At 55.7% G+C, this 15395-nt stretch carries 13 protein-coding genes and 1 tRNA gene; 4 read left to right on the top strand and 10 right to left on the bottom strand.

Annotated elements, in window-relative coordinates; all coding sequences use genetic code 11:
* Positions 1 to 138: 138 nt before the first annotated feature.
* On the top strand, positions 139 to 1194 hold the full coding sequence (locus HMPREF0183_RS10505) for an adenosine deaminase (protein WP_005885883.1): 1056 nt from the start codon (positions 139 to 141) through the stop codon (positions 1192 to 1194).
* Positions 1195 to 1203: 9 nt separating this feature from the next.
* On the opposite strand, the gene HMPREF0183_RS10500 is transcribed toward HMPREF0183_RS10505, so the two are convergent.
* Genes HMPREF0183_RS10500 through HMPREF0183_RS10490 form a run of 3 tightly spaced genes read right to left on the bottom strand, consistent with a single transcriptional unit; the run spans position 1204 to position 3198 of the window.
* Positions 1204 to 2280 (bottom strand): UDP-N-acetylmuramate dehydrogenase, encoded by a 1077-nt coding sequence (locus tag HMPREF0183_RS10500; protein ID WP_005885882.1) that lies wholly within the window; start codon positions 2278 to 2280, stop codon positions 1204 to 1206.
* The gene (locus tag HMPREF0183_RS10495; protein ID WP_005885880.1) at positions 2277 to 2750 is read right to left on the bottom strand and encodes a MaoC/PaaZ C-terminal domain-containing protein; all 474 of its coding nucleotides are present in this window, start codon (positions 2748 to 2750) and stop codon (positions 2277 to 2279) included. Before HMPREF0183_RS10495 ends, HMPREF0183_RS10500 begins: the two co-directional genes overlap by 4 nt.
* Positions 2743 to 3198 (bottom strand): FAS1-like dehydratase domain-containing protein, encoded by a 456-nt coding sequence (locus tag HMPREF0183_RS10490; protein WP_005885878.1) that lies wholly within the window; start codon positions 3196 to 3198, stop codon positions 2743 to 2745. Before HMPREF0183_RS10490 ends, HMPREF0183_RS10495 begins: the two co-directional genes overlap by 8 nt.
* 195 nt (positions 3199 to 3393) lie before the next feature.
* Here HMPREF0183_RS10490 and HMPREF0183_RS10485 point away from each other — a divergent pair, with 195 nt between their 5' ends.
* The 3 genes from HMPREF0183_RS10485 to HMPREF0183_RS10475 all read left to right on the top strand — a co-directional run bounded on the left by HMPREF0183_RS10485 (position 3394) and on the right by HMPREF0183_RS10475 (position 8477).
* Positions 3394 to 5547, top strand: a complete 2154-nt coding sequence (locus HMPREF0183_RS10485) for a hydantoinase/oxoprolinase family protein (RefSeq protein WP_005885876.1) — start codon at positions 3394 to 3396, stop codon at positions 5545 to 5547.
* A gap of 31 nt (positions 5548 to 5578) precedes the next feature.
* The gene (locus HMPREF0183_RS10480; RefSeq protein ID WP_005885874.1) at positions 5579 to 7909 is read left to right on the top strand and encodes a hydantoinase B/oxoprolinase family protein; all 2331 of its coding nucleotides are present in this window, start codon (positions 5579 to 5581) and stop codon (positions 7907 to 7909) included.
* A 64-nt stretch (positions 7910 to 7973) separates the two neighbouring features.
* On the top strand, positions 7974 to 8477 hold the full coding sequence (locus HMPREF0183_RS10475) for an acetone carboxylase subunit gamma (protein WP_005885872.1): 504 nt from the start codon (positions 7974 to 7976) through the stop codon (positions 8475 to 8477).
* 46 nt (positions 8478 to 8523) lie between these two features.
* On the opposite strand, the gene HMPREF0183_RS10470 is transcribed toward HMPREF0183_RS10475, so the two are convergent.
* From HMPREF0183_RS10470 to HMPREF0183_RS10440, 7 genes are all read right to left on the bottom strand, one after another.
* Positions 8524 to 11136: a LuxR C-terminal-related transcriptional regulator gene (locus HMPREF0183_RS10470; protein ID WP_040349013.1), complete on the bottom strand. Its 2613-nt coding sequence runs from the start codon at positions 11134 to 11136 to the stop codon at positions 8524 to 8526.
* 179 nt (positions 11137 to 11315) lie between these two features.
* Positions 11316 to 11522 carry a hypothetical protein gene (locus tag HMPREF0183_RS10465; protein ID WP_005885868.1) on the bottom strand — a complete coding sequence of 69 codons (207 nt, stop codon included), beginning with the start codon at positions 11520 to 11522 and terminating at the stop codon, positions 11316 to 11318.
* Between the two features lie 129 nt (positions 11523 to 11651).
* The gene (locus tag HMPREF0183_RS10460; RefSeq protein ID WP_005885866.1) at positions 11652 to 12041 is read right to left on the bottom strand and encodes a hypothetical protein; all 390 of its coding nucleotides are present in this window, start codon (positions 12039 to 12041) and stop codon (positions 11652 to 11654) included.
* 247 nt (positions 12042 to 12288) lie between these two features.
* Positions 12289 to 12352: transfer RNA gene (locus HMPREF0183_RS10455), tRNA-Met, on the bottom strand.
* A gap of 31 nt (positions 12353 to 12383) precedes the next feature.
* Entirely contained in the window at positions 12384 to 13106 is a 723-nt protein-coding gene (locus tag HMPREF0183_RS10450; RefSeq protein ID WP_005885864.1) for a type 1 glutamine amidotransferase, read from the bottom strand.
* Positions 13107 to 13192: 86 nt separating this feature from the next.
* Positions 13193 to 13975 (bottom strand): 3-oxoacyl-ACP reductase, encoded by a 783-nt coding sequence (locus HMPREF0183_RS10445; protein WP_005885862.1) that lies wholly within the window; start codon positions 13973 to 13975, stop codon positions 13193 to 13195.
* 53 nt (positions 13976 to 14028) lie between these two features.
* Entirely contained in the window at positions 14029 to 15393 is a 1365-nt protein-coding gene (locus tag HMPREF0183_RS10440) for an aldehyde dehydrogenase family protein (RefSeq protein WP_005885860.1), read from the bottom strand.
* Between the last annotated feature and the right edge of the window lie 2 nt (positions 15394 to 15395).

Here is a 15395-nt window from a genome sequence, read left to right as displayed (position 1 = left end):
TTTTTTGGGCCAGAAGCTCACCCGATGCGCACCGAGTGAATCTACCGAACTGAAAGCTTACATGGTTCACCGCCGTTTCGTCGAACCGACCCATTCGAATCACGGTTCACGCCACACTCAACCGCCTACACTAAGGCCATGGTGAATGATCTGGCACCCGTAACTACCGAACAGCTGAACCTGCTGCCCAAAGCGCATCTGCATTTGCACTTCACAGGTTCACTCACGGTTGACAAACTCCAGGAACTGGCCCAGGCGCGTAATGTGCGACTCCCCCGGGTGCTTATGCGCCACGACCCCATGAGGCTTTCACCTGACCGGCGCGGGTGGTTTCGTTTCCAGCGCCTTTACGATTCGGCTCGTACGGTTGTGCAAGGCGAAGATGCTTTGCGTGCGGTCGTCGCTAATGCAGCCAAACTGGACAAGGCCGAAGGTGTGCGTTGGCTTGAGCTCCAGGTGGATCCCACGGGCTACGCAGGCAAAATGGGTGGCATCACACCCGCCCTCGAGGTGGTCCTAGACGAGGCCCGCAACCAGTCTGACGAAACCTTTGGGGTTGCGATCATCGTTGCGGCTTCACGCATGAAACACCCGCTGGATGCCCGCACACTGGCCAGGCTGGCTGCTCAACATGCCGGAAATGGCCCGGGCACTGTGGTTGGTTTTGGGCTGTCCAATGACGAACGCTCGGGCGACACAGCCACTTTCGCACCCGCCTTTCGCATCGCCAGCAACGCTGGGCTCGCCTCGTTTCCGCACGGCGGTGAACTCTTAGGCCCGGACCACATTCGCACCACTCTTGACGCTTTGAACCCCACCCGTTTGGGGCACGGGGTGCGCGCGGCAGAAGACCCGCAGTTGTTAGGGGCCCTTGTTTCCCGAGGTGTGGGCTTGGAAGTCTGCCCGTCCTCGAATGCGTCGTTGGGGGTGTACCCCACCGCCGAAGACGTCCCCCTTCGCACGTTGGTGCGTGCGGGTGCCAAGGTGGCACTAGGCGCGGACGACCCACTGATCTTTGGCCCGCGCATCACCGAACAGTACGCGATTGCTCAGCGGATGGGGTTTACCACCTCGGAGTTGGCGCAACTTGCCCGCGACTCCTTCACCATTTCCACGGCACCCCGCCACATTGTTACCCGCGCACACGCCGATATCGACGCATGGGAAGCCCGCGTGATCGGCCACTCCCACTAGCCGAGCCCCCTAAATCTGGCACCCCACGAAGTTCGGTTCCGGGTGCATCGTGATGCCGTAGGTCCGGGCCACTCCGTCACGGATGTGTCGCGCGAGCTCCACAATGTCCTGCGCCCGCGCCTGACCGCGGTTAGTGAGCGCAAGCGTGTGCTTTGTGGACAGGGAAGCGCGGTCGTTGAGCGCGAATCCTTTATCGAATCCCGCGTGGTCAATGAGCCACGCCGCCGAGGTCTTCACCACTGTTTCGTCCACCTCACCTGTGGTGGGGTTACGGACGGGATAGGTGGGCGCACCTTCAGGCACGCGCGGGTCGCCAGGCCCAGGGTTGGCCGGCAGGATGGGGTTGGTGAAGAAGGAACCGGCCGACCACGTGTCGTGATCCTCAGGGTTGAGCACCATTCCCTTTGAAGCCCGGAGCCGCACAACAGCTTCACGCACCTCAGCGAGAGGGGCACTCTCACCGATCTCCACTCCCAAAGCCGCCGCCAACTGCCCATATCGAACAGGAGCCGACTCCCCGGCCCGCTCAAGCTCAAACTCCACATCCAAAACGATGTACCGTGGCTGCCCCAGCTGGGCCGCCGAGGTTTTTAACAAACTGGTGCGGTACCCGAACTCCAGTTCGTCGGGCGCGCACTCTCGCACTTCGCCTTCGACCCTGTCGAAAAGGGTGACGGAACAGATCAGCTCTGCGACCTCGGCGCCGTAAGCCCCCACATTCTGCACGGGCGTGGCACCCACAGACCCGGGAATCCCAGACAGGGCCTCTAGCCCGCTGAGCCCAGAATCAACCGTGTGCTTCACGAATTCGTCCCATGTGACACCCGCCTGTGCACGCACGCGGGCATGCTCGTTCTCACCAGGGGTTTCAGTGATGCCCTGAGTGCGAATCAGGCACACGGGACCGGCGAATCCGTCGTCGCTAATCAGTAGGTTTGACCCGCCGGCGATGAACAAAACGGGATCGTAGCCAGGCGACAAGGGGTGCTCAGAACAGAACTGAATGAGCTGGTCGCGGGTGGTGACCGTTGTCAGTTGTGGCGCCGGACCGCCCACCCGCAACGTGGTTAGTTCAGACAGGTTCACTTGATGCAAGCCTTTACCTGCGTGCGACCCAGAACAGCGGTGTCATCCACTTTGACGTCAATGTCGAAGCGCGCTGTGCCGGCTTCGGCGTCGATTGCGCCCACGCGAATGGCCGAGGTGAGAGTCACCGTTGGCTGTTCGGGGCTGCCGGATTCTGCGTCGGGAACCACCACTGGGTTGGTGAAGCGGGTGCGGTAGTTCAGGATGGCTCCCGGGTCGCCCAGCCAATCTGTCAGCGGCGTGATGGCGGTGGCCATGGTGAGCATGCCGTGGGCGATCACGTTGTCCAGGCCCACTTCTTTTGCGAAGCGTTCGTTCCAGTGGATCGTGTTGAAGTCTCCGGACGCGCTAGCGTATTTCACCAGGTCAGCGCGGGAAAGTTCAACGGTCGCAGTGAGCACTTCCTGGCCCACTTCCAGCGTGCTTGCCAAACCTGCCTCAACCTGGACGTTTGGGGTGATGTTAGGCATCTTCACCTCCTCGTACAACGATCGTGGACGTCACGGTTACAACGGGTTCGTCCGTGCGTGCGTCGGTGAGTTCAGTGCGGGTGGTGATCATTGCGTGGCCACCGGCTTCACGAATTCCGTCGACAAAGCACTCCGCGTTCAGCAGGTCACCTGCAACAACGGGGCGGGTGTATGTGAACTGTTCTTGACCGTGAACAACACGCGAAAAGTCAATGCCTGCTTCTTCCGAAGCGATGTACAGGGCTTCCGCACGCTGCGCGATCATCACGGGGAAGGTGGGTGGTGCTACTTGCGCACCGTAGCCAAGGTCTTTCGCGACTTGCGCGTCAAAGTGTGAGGGGTGGGTGGCGCCGACTGCGCGCGCGAATTCTGCGATCTTTTCTTGGCCCACTTCAACCGGGTTTTCCAACCGGTAGCTGGACCCTTGGAGGTCTGTATTCACTGACATAACTTAAGCCTATCGTTTCACTTCCACCGGGTCAGCTCAATACAACCAAGGAAGGGTGGCGTTAACCACCCGGGTGGGAATAAAAGCCACCCGCTCCCCTCCCTAGTCGGAGCTCCGGAGCCAAAAATACTATGACTCACATCACATGTTGGGCGTGAAGGGATCCAACAGTGATCGACCCTTAAGGAGGAGGGCATGGCTCCTGAATCTACAACTCACGATGTAGAAGTACTCGGCATTGACGCCGGCGGTACGATGACCGACACCTTCTATGTCGATTCCGATGGAGATTTCGTCGTAGGGAAAGCACAGTCAAACCCTGATGACGAGTCTGTTGCAATTCTCAATTCGTCCGCAGACGCCTTGGCGCCCTGGGGCATTACCGATCTCAACGATGCGATCGGCAACCTGGTCACCGGTGTGTATTCGGGTACCGCAATGCTTAACCGTGTTGTGCAACGCAAAGGTTTGCGCTGTGGACTGATTGTTAACAAAGGTACGGAAGACCATCACCGGATGGGGCGCGCAATTCAGTCACACCTCGGTCTTGCCTACCCTGACCGCATCCACATCAACACCCACTGGTACGACCCGCCACTTGCCAAACGTGAACACACCTACGGCGTGGTTGAGCGTGTCGACATGTTTGGTGACGTGGTGATTCCGTTGCGCGAAGAAAGTGCACGCGAAGCAGCTCGTGCGCTCATCGCCGACGATGTCGAAAGTATTGCGATTTCGCTGTTGCACTCGTACAAGAACCCCGACCACGAACGACGTGTACGCGACATTGTTCTTGAAGAGCTCGAAAAGGCTGGGAAGTCTATTCCTGTTTTTGCGTCAGCCGACTACTATCCTCTGCGCAAAGAGTCCCACAGGACGAACACCACTTTGCTTGAGGCGTATGCGGCCGAGCCTTCGCGTAAAACGCTGCAGAAAATTTCGGATGCGTTTAAGAACCACGGCGCTAAGTTCGACACGCGTGTCATGGCAACGCACGGTGGAACGATTTCGTGGAAGGCTAAAGAGCTTGCCCGCACAATCGTTTCTGGTCCCATTGGTGGCGTGATTGGTGCGAAGTACCTGGGTGAAGTACTTGGCTATGACAACATCGTGTGTTCGGACATCGGAGGCACCAGCTTCGACGTCGCACTTATTACGCGCGGTGAGCTCACCATCAAGAACGACCCCGACATGGCACGTCTGGTCTTGTCGCTTCCGCTTGTGGGAATGGACTCGGTGGGTGCTGGCGCAGGTTCCATGGTCCGCTTGGACCCATACACCAAGGCAATCAAGCTGGGACCAGACTCAGCCGGTTACCGTGTGGGCGTGTGCTGGGCAGATTCGGGAATCGACACCGTCACCGTTTCTGACTGCCACCTTGTCTTGGGATACCTCAACCCTGACAACTTCTTGGGCGGTCTCATCACACTCGATGTTGAACGTGCACGGCAGGCTGTTAAGGAACAAATCGCTGACCCGCTTGGTCTGTCAGTTGAAGACGCGGCAGCTGGGGTTATCGAGATCCTCGACACCGAACTGCGTGACTACGTGAAGTCGCTGGTTTCCGGAAAGGGATACAACCCAGAAAGCTTCGTGTGCTTCTCCTACGGTGGCGCCGGACCGGTACACACCTACGGCTACACGGAAGGGCTGGGCTTCGAGGACACGCTTGTTCCCGCCTGGGCAGCTGGTTTCTCGGCATTCGGTTGTGCGTCTGCTGACTTCGCCTACCGTTACGACAAGTCCCTGGACCTCAACATCGATGAAGATGCTCCCGACGAAGAGAAGGTAAAGAACGCTCAGACGCTTCAGGAAGCGTGGGCTGAACTGACCCAGAACGTGCTCGAGGAGTTCAAGCTCAACGGCTACACGCCCGATCAGGTCGAGCTGACGCCTGGCTACCGTATGCAGTACCGCGGTCAGCTCAACGACCTTGAGATTGACTCACCCATCAAGAGCGCTAGCAGTGCTGAAGACTGGGACAGCTTGGTCGAAGCGTTTAACGACACCTACGGCCACGTTTACGCACAGGCGGCGAGGTCCCCAGAGCTTGGTTATTCGGTTACCGGTGCCATCATGCGGGGGAAAGTGGACATCCCCAAGCCAAAGATCCCGTCCGAAGAGCTCGCAGGCCCAGAGCCAGACGAAGACGCCAAGTTGGGCACCCGCCAGTTCTACCGCAAGAAGCGCTGGGTAGACGCCCAGCTCTACGAGATGGAAAAGCTCCGGCCAGGAAACGAAATCACTGGCCCGGCCATCATCGAATCCGATGCGACTACCTTCGTGGTTCCAGACGGCTTTTCAACCTATCTGGACAAACACCGCATCTTCCACCTCAAAGAAGTCTGATCGACAGGCGTAGACCAAGGAAGGACACGTCATGACTGCAACTTTGAACTCACACACAGATTCATCCACCTCGGCCGAAGGAATCGTCTACGGTGGCGAAACCTTGAAGGCACACCGGGACCGCGTTATGGACGCCACCCGGTCGACCGGCCACTACGCAGGGTTGGAGCACAGCGAGCTTCGCTCCTCGGATCCAATCTTGTACAACAAGATCTTCTCGCGACTGCGCGCCGGTGTCGTCGATGCACGCGAGACGGCCAAGAAAATCGCTGCCTCCCCCATCGTTGAGCAAGAAGGTGAGCTGTGCTTTACGCTATACAACGCGGCCGGTGACTCCATCTTGACCTCCACCGGGATCATCATCCACGTGGGAACCATGGGTGCTGCGATCAAGTACATGATCGAAAACAACTGGGAAGGCAACCCCGGTATCCAAGACGGTGACATTTTCTGCAACAACGACTGCATGACAGGAAACGTGCACCCGTGTGACATCCACACCCTGGTTCCGATTTTCTGGGAAGAAAAACTCGTCGGATGGGTCGGTGGTGTTAACCACGTTATCGACACCGGGTCAGTTGGTCCGGGCTCGATGTCCACCGGGCAGGTTCAGCGCTTTGGTGACGGTTACTCAATCACATGTCGCAAGATCGGTGCTAATGACACCCTATTTAGGGACTGGTTGCACGAATCTCAGCGCATGGTGCGTACCACTCGCTATTGGATGCTGGACGAACGTACCCGTGTAGCCGGGTGCCACATGATTCGCGACCTGGTTCACGAAGTGATCCGGTCCGAAGGTCTGGATGCGTACTGGAAGTTCTCCTACGAATCCATCGAGCACGGACGTGAGGGTCTCCAGAACCGCATCAAGGCCATGACGGTTCCAGGAACGTACCGTCAGACCGCTTTCGTCGACGTGCCATTCGAGCACGAAGATGTGCGTTTGCCTTCTGACTTCGCCAAGGTCAACACGATCATGCACGCGCCGTCAGAAATCACGATCCGCCCAGATGCCACGTGGCGGATCGACTTTGAAGGTGCATCTCGTTGGGGTTGGCACACGTTCAATGCAAACCCCGTGTCGTTTACGTCTGGAATTTGGGTCATGATGACACAGACCTTGATTCCATCTGAAATGGTCAATGACGGTGCCGCCTATGGTACGGAATTCCGACTGCCTAAAGGCACGTGGACGAACCCCAACGACAGACGTGTGGCGTTCGCCTACTCCTGGCACTTCATGGTTTCGGCCTGGTCGTCATTGTGGCGCGGACTGTCACGCGGTTACCTGGGCCGAGGCCTGCTGGAAGAAGTCAATGCTGGTAACGCCAACACCTCTAACTGGCTCCAAGGTGGAGGGTTCAACCAGTACAACGAGATCCACGCAGTTAACTCGTTTGAATGTGCTGCAAACGGTGTTGGGGCTACTGCTTCACGTGACGGCATCTCGCACGCCGCGGCTATGTGGAACCCTGAAGGCGACATGGGTGACATGGAGATCTGGGAGCTGGCAGAACCCCTGATTTACCTGGGGCGTCAGATCAAGGCGGGCTCCGGTGGGGCTGGTAAGTACCGAGGTGGTTGTGGGCACGAGTCTTTGCGTCTGGTGCACAATGCGACCGACTGGACGATGTTCTTCATGGGCAACTCGCACATCACCTCGGACTGGGGACTCATGGGCGGATACCCAGCCGCATCCGGGTACAGGTTCGCGGCTCACAAGACTGGGATCAAGGAACTGATCGAGTCAGGTGCAGAGTTCCCCATTGGTGGAGACTTTGACCCCGAGTTCCCCACCTACGACAGCCTCATTCCAGATGCTCAGATCAAGCGTGACAAGCAAGCTGTGACCACTGAGGAAACATTCGAGAACTACGATCTGTACCTCAACACCATGCGTGGCGGGCCCGGCTTTGGTGACCCGCTTGAACGTAGCCCACAAGCTGTCGTTGACGACATGAACGGCGGATACGTTATTCCTCGACTGATGAAGAACGTCTACGGTGTGGTTGCTACAGAAGAAGACGGTGTGTGGACTCTCGATGAGGAAGGCACCAAAGAACTGCGCGCCCAAATGTACAAGGACCGCCTCGCAGAGGCTAAGCCAGTGAGCGAGTGGATGAAAGAAGAGCGTGAACGCATCGTCAACAAGGATGCCGCTATCGCTGTTCAGCTCATGTACGCCCAGTCGTTCAAACTGGGTGAGCGCTTCCACGCGCACTTCCGTGACTTCTGGTCGCTGCCCGACGACTGGGAAATGCTCGAAGAGGACCTGCCAGTACCGAGCTTCGGCCGGGAAATGGCTATGGACATCACCGAGCTGCCCGACGTCAAGATGCCGAAGTACGTCGACGAATAAGCCGACGTGCAAGTAGTTCAGTCCTAGTAGTTCAGCTGAAGCCAATTAGACAAAGGAGTACGCCGTGGCTTTTACAAAGGAGAAGGTTCGCGACCTTATCAATGGCACTATTGACGATGACACCTACCAGCAGATGCTCACCCGTCCTAAAGACAATGAGCGGTTTTTCACCTACGTGGAGATTCTGCAGGAGCAGGTTCCGTGGGATGACAAGATCATTCTGCCTTTAGGTCCCAAACTGTTCATTGTGCAGCAGCCCGATGACAAGCGGTGGGTTATCAAGTCCTGGTCAGGGCACGTGTTCTGTAACTGGAACGAAAACTGGAAGATGCACGCTCTCATTCGTGTGCGTGACACTCAAGAAAAGATGGAGGAGCTTTATCCAAAGCTCATGGCCCCATCAGTAGAGTGGCAGGTCATCCGCGAGTACATCGACCCGACTTCAGGCGATCTGCTCGATGTTGAAGCACCGGTTCCGTGGTACCCGGTGATCCACGATTTCGAACCGGACATTGACACGTTCTACACGGAGTGGCTGGGCGTCGACGTTCCAGAACGCTCTAACTAAGGATCCAGTTAACGAAGGGTAGGAAAGGCGTGCAACGGGGAATGGTTCAGGCGACCATTCCCCGTTGTCGTGCCACTTTGACGCAGTCGTCACGGTTGGACACTCCCAACCTGCGATACAGGTTTTTGAGGTGCCACTTGACTGTGTTGACGCCTAAGAAAACGCTGTCTGCGATCTGCCGGTTGGATTTTCCGCTGGCAAGGAGTTGCAGGATCTGGGTTTCACGTTCGCTCATCTGTAAGGACTGGGTGTGTGATTCAGCTTCGTCTGTGGTTTCAATGACGTCGATATGTGTGCCAGCGATCGGTGGAAGCAGGTGGTCTATTCCGCGGAGGTTGACTGGCACATGTGGCTCTGGTCGATGATCGTGTGTGTCTGAGTTTTCTGCAAGCAGACCCGCAATGGCTTGAATGAGTGACGTTTCTGCCACGTTGCCACACCGCTGAGCGTGCTCAGCCATAAGCTGTAGTTGTGCGTTGAGTTTTTCATGGCCTTGCGCGCTTGAAGTGCTGTTTTCTTTGTGATCCGGCCGCGCATTGAAGGCATTTACCGCCTGCGCAAGCACAGCCGGTACTGCTACATCAAAGCGGACCGGTAAACATGTTTCAGATGCCGTATATAAGCTGGCCGATTTCTCTTGAGGAAGTCGCAAATAGGCACGTTCAGCGTGCATGAGCGCTTCAAGTCGTACCAGCTCAAGCTTGCGAGCCACATCGATGCTGTTGTCTAAAGTAGCTTTGGCTTCTTCGATCCTGGAGTCTGCATATTGCAACCTCGCTAGTGTCGAATAGCCGGCTGCCATGAAGTCGACTACTCCCCCTTCGGTTCCCAGCTCACAACATGCGTGGGCTAAAGACTCGGCTTGCTCTGTGGATCCATGTGGCCAGCTTAAAAAGGACGTGACAGCGCCAGCGAGTCTGGCCGCATGTGACAGATCTCCGGCTCGATCTTTTGCAACCTGCAGTGCTAAACGAGCAGTTTCAACTGCGTCATGTGAATGACCCTGAGCGTTCAGCGCAAGTGATTCAAACAGGTAGCCGTAAACCACAGAGAACGGGCCAACAGTTTCGTCGTGGAAGCGACGTGCCCACTGCTGAACTTTCAAGGCAAGGCTCGGCTGTTGGGCGCGTAAATGTCTGAAAGCCACGATATTGGCAAGCACTGAAACAACCCACGGCCTTAATTCTGCTGCTTGTGCGAAACACTCTTCTTCGATGTCACGGCCGGCTCGTGGATGGTCCGCATACATGTCGATGCACGCTTGAATAACTCGCCATTCAATACGGGCTGGCCGATCGAGCTCTTGGTTCGCGAGCCGGTCCAAACTGGTTTGGGCGTCGCGAGCGCGGTGGAGCAGACAGTTGGCCCACGCTAAAGAGAACTGGATTGTTGGGTCCGTTTGGTAAGTGGACGGTGGGAGTTTGGCGCACAAAGCCAGAAGTGTGGACATTCTGGAGTGTTCGACCAGGGTCATGGCATGTTCGCGCACTTTTGCGACTGCTGCTTCAGTGTTGTTTGCAGCTAAACACATGCTGACAGCGTCAGACGGGTGCCCGTTGTCGCTCAACCATTGAGCGGCGGTTAACCGCAACTCTTGTAGAAGCTCATTGTCGATGCGGGCAAACCGGCGACGCAGTTGATCAAGGAACATGTGGTGGAATCGATACCAGTCAGCTTCAGTGTCCAAGGCTTGCAGGAAAAGGTTGTCTTGGGCGATGCGGTACAGAATGTCATCGAGATTTCCGCAGGTAGGAAGGTCAACTGAGTCAAGTAACACGTGAGCGAGTTCAGTTGTTATTTTGTCTGGAACACTGAGGATCAGCAGTGTGTTCAACCGTTCACTCGACAGCTCATCAAACACCGAATTGGTGAGGTAGCTGGTGATATCGCTGTGCGGGTTGGATAGGTTTCCTAGAAAGCTTTCGACGTCTGTGTTGCGTTGCATTCCGAGGACTGCGAGCTGCAGGCCGGCCGCCCATCCGTCCGTGGCGGTGAGGAGTTGGTTCCGTTCTTTTCCGCCCAAGGTAAGCGTGTTTTGGTCGGCTAAGAAAGCTTCAAGTTCTGAACTGTCAAAGCGAAGCTCGTCGGCGCTCACTTCACAGAGCTGTCCGGTGAGGCGCAAACGTGCAAGTGGCAGTCCTGCGAGTGCTCGTGTGGTGATTACCAGTTGCAGGCGCTCCCCCGCATGTTCGCACAGCCATTCCACAATGCCGTGGCAGCGCGGATTGTCTACCAGGTGCCAGTCATCCAAAACCACGGTTACTTTGCGTGGCTGTTGTTCGATGAGGTTGATAAAGATGGGCAAGACCCACCTTTCGACGTCGTCAGGGTGCTCTTCGTAGACAGAGCGGATGTCCACGCCCGATGTGTTAATGACTTGCGCTAGGGCCTCACCTAAGTGCGCCAGGAACCATGCTGGGTTGTTGTCGTCTGCATCGAGTCCCAGCCAGACAGTGCACCTTTTGCGAGAGTTGAGAATACGAAGCCATTGAGAAGCAAGCGTTGATTTCCCGTATCCGGCTGGGGCGTGGATGACTACGAAGCGAGGGTCAATAGCGTCGATGCGGTCGACCAGGGAGGCACGAATAACTTCATTTCGCACGGGAGTGGGCGGGCGAAATCGTGTTGTGACAGTGGGCGGCTTTGCATCAGGTGTCACCGTGTCCTCCCTGTGAGGCAATCCATGAATGCTGGACTGTTGCGCAACCTTCAGGCATTAAGTGATCTACGTCACGCAATCGAGGTTTCGGTTAGTATAAGCCGGAATTGCGCGAATGCACACCCCTTTATTGCGCAGAGTGAGACAGTAAAGCGACACGACGTAGACGAGGCGTTTGACTACCCGCGGTCGAGGACGTCAAACACGAATTCAGTGAGCTTGCGGCGACGGTAATTACGGCGATCGCGTCGACGCCGAGCCGCGGATCTGCCGGGGAGAACAAAAATGATGAGCAGCACGCCCACAATAAACACGAGCGCCAAAAGGACTGCGAACGCAATGAATCCGATGAGGAAGTAATCTACGACGAACAGTGTGGCTACCATGTTCTGTCCTTTGAGTTGGGGATGATCCAACACTAGCGCATGCGGGAATTCGACGCGTTTGGACGAAAACAAAGCTGCCACATCCGGAGAGGATCCGAACGTGGCAGCTTTCAAAGCAAGAAGGGATTCTTACCGCCTCCGCGGAGTGAACGAAGTCGAGCATACCCAACGGCTCTTACCTTTCGTGGCCACAACTGTCACGTTAACCTTGCGATTAGGGGTCGCACCATACACGTTGTACTTCACCGTTGCCTTTCCACGGGAATTTGCAGCGGTGCGTTTGGTGTTAGTGGTGGTCTTGTACTTGGCTGAGACTGAAACCTTAGCCTCCTTACCAACCTTCGACACGTTCACCGATGTGGTCGAGAATTGCTTGGGGTTCTTTTTTGACACCGAGACCGCGCACTTTTTGGCGCGGGGAGCAGCTTCTGCTGGAGCAGATGTGGCCACCGACCCGGTGACCAGCAGGGCGACAGCAAGAGTCGCGGCAGACACAAAACGAACAGGGGCGAACGACATGCGAGGGCTCCTCAAAACGAAACTCAAGAAGATAGATCAACAGCTTTGCTCGGCGTTACGACACAAAAGTTACAACCGGCTGATTCACTCAAAGACTAAAAACATTTCGAGAAACCGAGCATCCAGAGTCTACCAACGCAGAACACCCGCACGCGCGACCCTTCGACTGCCGAGACTCTCTGTTCCACACCTCGGCCAGAAACCACACAAGGCCAGCTCACTTTAGAGCTGACCTTGTTTGTGTGGTAGCGGAGGCGGGACTCGATCCCGCGACCTCACGAATATGAGTCGTTCGCCACAACAGCTTCCGCAACGGTCGGCCTCATTGCAGAGCGCATGCGGCTATACCAGTGCTTCGCGAAACTCGCGACAGTATCTGACGAATGCTTCTGCAACTGGCCGCATTGCTGTTTCGATTTCATTTTCATGCGCCTTAACAGCACGAACAATTTCGGCGGAACCCACAGAAGCGTCTTGGTTGCTTGCGAACCAGGTGGCTAACTGGTTACCGGTAGATTCAGGGTGAAACTGAGTTCCCCAGGCACACCTACCGATTCGAAACAACTGATTGGGAGAGTCTGATCCAGATGCCAGATGAGTGGCACCTTGTGGCAAGATTATTTCGTCGCCGTGGTACAGGATTACCGGCGTCGATGGAGCGAGACATGACCAAACGGGATCATCTTCGCATGGAGCAAGTGGCGTGATCGTGTATACGCCATACTGCGGGTGCGGACGTTTTCGTATGCCTCCACCGGTTGCAACAGCAAGCATTTGCCCGCCCAAACAGATATTAAGGCTCGGAAAGTAACCTTCCGCTGAAGCGACAAGTAGTTTTTTTGTAGCTCGAAACCACGGGTTTTGGGCATCCTCGCAGGCACTCGCCGCACCTCCAAGAACAATGAGCCCGTCTCCTCCTTTCAGAAATGTTTCCGGCTCAGGAACCTTTTCCCCTTTGTACGGGCGTATGACCTCCGTTTGAGCCCCTGCATCTTGGAGCCAACGCCCAAAACGCTGTGGACCGGTCCCATTTTCGTGCTCAATGAGCACAATCCGCGTGTGCATTTTTCTCACTAACTGCCAGAACTGTTTTAGCCGCTAGAGCAGACGACTGTGAGGTGCCGAGCCGTAAAGGTCGGCACCGCACGTTTCTATTCGGCCGTAACGTACGCGGCGGAAATACCACCGTCCACTGTAAACGTCGCGGCATTCACAAAACTTGCATCGTCACTCGCCAAAAATGCGACAGCGGCGGCAATTTCTTCTGGTTCACCAAAACGGCCACGAGGCACGTGGACAAGACGGCGTTGTGCTTGCACAGGATCTTTCGCAAACAGTTCACGGAGCAACGGCGTATTTACTGGTCCGGGGCACAGAGCATTGACACGAATCCCCTTTTTCGCAAATTGCACACCCAATTCACGACTCATGGACAGTACCCCACCTTTCGACGCTGAATACGAAATCTGCGATGTAGCTGCCCCCATAAGGGCAACAAAAGATGCGGTGTTGATGATTGACCCAGACTTCTGCTTCACCATTTGCTCAAGCGCGTATTTGCAACATAAGTACACCGATGTCAGATTCACAGTCTGAACTTTCGCCCACACCGAAAGATCTGTCGTCAAAACCGAGTTATCTTCATTAGGATTAATGCCCGCATTGTTAAAGGCAACGTCAACGCGTTCGTAATGCTCGATAACCTGGCTAAAGAGATTTCGCACACTGTCTTCGTCAGCGACATTAGTCTTTACGAACATGCCGCCCAGCTCGTTTGCTACCTCTGACCCCTTAGTCTCATCCAGGTCCGCAATGACAACCACGCCACCCTCTGCAACTAGGCGCTTTGCGCTTGCTAAGCCGATCCCAGAAGCGCCCCCGGTAATGACGCATACTTTATCTTTCATCCGATTTGAGACGATGCTACTGTTCATTTTTCACCTTTCTAATTTCTATGATTTGACGATTAATGGTTGTCAACCATGTATTAGTTGTCTTCGAACGCGATAAAGACGTTTTTCTCTTCTGTGAAAGCCTGGACGGCATCGGGTCCGAGTTCGCGACCCAGTCCCGACTGTTTGAAACCACCGAACGGCGTCCAATAACGCACAGACGAGTGCGAATTAACAGAGAGATTTCCCGCGTCTACTGCACGCGAGACGCGAAGTGCCCGATCGAGGTTTGAAGTCCAGATCGATCCAGAAAGGCCATAGTCTGTATTGTTCACGATTTCTATGGCTTCCCGCTCTTCTGTGAAACGTGTCACTGAAAGGACCGGGCCAAATATTTCCTCGTTAAAGTGTCGCGCTTTTAGGTCATTCACCTCAATAACAGTGGGAGGAAACCAGAAACCCGGTCCCGAGGGACACGACCCAGAAAACGCGACATCGGATTCGTTCACATACTGTGCTACAGAGTCCCTGTGCGCTGCGGTTACCAACGGACCCATATCGGCAGCTTCGTCCAGCGGGTTCATACAAGTGAAAGCAGAAACTGACTCTTGTAGCGCTGCCATGAAATCGTCATAGATGTCCGAGTGCACCAAAAGGCGTGACCGCGAACAGCAATCCTGTCCTGCGTTATCAAAGACTCCGCCAGGTGCAGCCTTGGCGGCAGCCACAACGTCCGCGTCCGAAAAAACAATATTCGCATTCTTCCCGCCGAGTTCAAGTGTGACGTTCTTCACCTGGCTGGCACACCCGGCCATGATGCGTTTACCCACTTCTGTCGATCCCGTAAAAACAACTTTCCGCACAAGTGGATGAGTCACGAATCGTCCTCCCACGACCGACCCCTTACCTGGCACAATCGTGAGCACACCTTCAGGAATACCAGCCTCTAGCGCCAACTCACCTAACCTCATCGCAGTAAGTGGAGTCACTTCAGCCGGCTTGAGCACAACGGTATTACCAGCAGCGAGGGCCGGCGCAAACCCCCATGCTGCGATGGGCATAGGGAAATTCCACGGAACAATGACACCGACAACTCCAAGCGGCTCGTGAAATGTGATGTCAATTCCGCCTTCTACCGGTATTTGCTTTCCACATAGCCTCTCTGGCATGCCAGCGAAGTACTCCAGCACATCACGGACGTTCCCCGCTTCCCATCTAGCATTTGAAATTGTGTGACCAGCATTTGCCACCTCTAGGTCTGCAAGTTCATCGATATGATTTTCTACACTGTCTGCGAACGCCCGAAGCAACCGCGCACGTTCCCCCGGCGCTGTGTGACGCCAGCGTTGAAAGGCCTCGTGGGCGGCCACAATAGCCCTATCTGTTGTGGGCTCATCCGCAAGTTCGACCTCACGAATGGCTTCTTCGGTTGCTGGGTTAATGACTGTGTACGTGTTCATTG

Source organism: Brevibacterium mcbrellneri ATCC 49030 (assembly GCF_000178455.1).
Lineage (GTDB): Bacteria > Actinomycetota > Actinomycetes > Actinomycetales > Brevibacteriaceae > Brevibacterium > Brevibacterium mcbrellneri.
This window is presented reverse-complemented; position numbering and strand designations above follow the sequence as displayed.

What these genes read in the sequence shown, in the direction of transcription:
- HMPREF0183_RS10505 (WP_005885883.1), top strand. Translation starts at nt 139, where the DNA reads ATGGTGAATGATCTGGCACCCGTAACTACCGAACAGCTGAACCTGCTG.
- HMPREF0183_RS10495 (WP_005885880.1), bottom strand. Translation starts at nt 2,750, where the DNA reads ATGCCTAACATCACCCCAAACGTCCAGGTTGAGGCAGGTTTGGCAAGC.
- HMPREF0183_RS10490 (WP_005885878.1), bottom strand. Translation starts at nt 3,198, where the DNA reads ATGTCAGTGAATACAGACCTCCAAGGGTCCAGCTACCGGTTGGAAAAC.
- HMPREF0183_RS10485 (WP_005885876.1), top strand. Translation starts at nt 3,394, where the DNA reads ATGGCTCCTGAATCTACAACTCACGATGTAGAAGTACTCGGCATTGAC.
- HMPREF0183_RS10480 (WP_005885874.1), top strand. Translation starts at nt 5,579, where the DNA reads ATGACTGCAACTTTGAACTCACACACAGATTCATCCACCTCGGCCGAA.
- HMPREF0183_RS10465 (WP_005885868.1), bottom strand. Translation starts at nt 11,522, where the DNA reads ATGGTAGCCACACTGTTCGTCGTAGATTACTTCCTCATCGGATTCATT.
- HMPREF0183_RS10460 (WP_005885866.1), bottom strand. Translation starts at nt 12,041, where the DNA reads ATGTCGTTCGCCCCTGTTCGTTTTGTGTCTGCCGCGACTCTTGCTGTC.
- HMPREF0183_RS10450 (WP_005885864.1), bottom strand. Translation starts at nt 13,106, where the DNA reads ATGCACACGCGGATTGTGCTCATTGAGCACGAAAATGGGACCGGTCCA.
- HMPREF0183_RS10445 (WP_005885862.1), bottom strand. Translation starts at nt 13,975, where the DNA reads ATGAACAGTAGCATCGTCTCAAATCGGATGAAAGATAAAGTATGCGTC.
- HMPREF0183_RS10440 (WP_005885860.1), bottom strand. Translation starts at nt 15,393, where the DNA reads ATGAACACGTACACAGTCATTAACCCAGCAACCGAAGAAGCCATTCGT.